At 53.6% G+C, this 703-nt stretch carries 1 rRNA gene; it reads right to left on the bottom strand.

What is annotated here, in order from left to right:
- Positions 1-24: 24 nt before the first annotated feature.
- Positions 25-703: ribosomal RNA gene (locus tag Dpoa2040_RS16075) — 16S ribosomal RNA — on the bottom strand; the annotation flags it as partial.

Below are 703 nucleotides of genomic sequence, written 5' to 3'. Positions count from 1 at the left end.
CACCACGCAGGCACTTCTACTCGGTAAGGAGGTGATCCAACCGCAGGTTCCCCTACGGTTACCTTGTTACGACTTCACCCCAGTCATGAATCACAAAGTGGTAAGCGCCCTCCCGAAGGTTAAGCTACCTACTTCTTTTGCAACCCACTCCCATGGTGTGACGGGCGGTGTGTACAAGGCCCGGGAACGTATTCACCGTAGCATTCTGATCTACGATTACTAGCGATTCCGACTTCATGGAGTCGAGTTGCAGACTCCAATCCGGACTACGACGTACTTTATGAGGTCCGCTTGCTCTCGCGAGGTCGCTTCTCTTTGTATACGCCATTGTAGCACGTGTGTAGCCCTACTCGTAAGGGCCATGATGACTTGACGTCATCCCCACCTTCCTCCGGTTTATCACCGGCAGTCTCCCCTGAGTTCCCACCCGAAGTGCTGGCAACAAAGGATAAGGGTTGCGCTCGTTGCGGGACTTAACCCAACATTTCACAACACGAGCTGACGACAGCCATGCAGCACCTGTCTCAGAGCTCCCGAAGGCACAACCGCATCTCTGCAGTCTTCTCTGGATGTCAAGAGTAGGTAAGGTTCTTCGCGTTGCATCGAATTAAACCACATGCTCCACCGCTTGTGCGGGCCCCCGTCAATTCATTTGAGTTTTAACCTTGCGGCCGTACTCCCCAGGCGGTCGATTTAACGCGTT

It is taken from the genome of Dickeya sp. CFBP 2040 (assembly GCF_012273755.1).
GTDB classification, from domain to species: Bacteria; Pseudomonadota; Gammaproteobacteria; order Enterobacterales; family Enterobacteriaceae; genus Dickeya; species Dickeya poaceiphila.
Note: the sequence above shows the minus strand (reverse complement) of the source record. Positions and strands in the feature narration are given on the sequence as shown.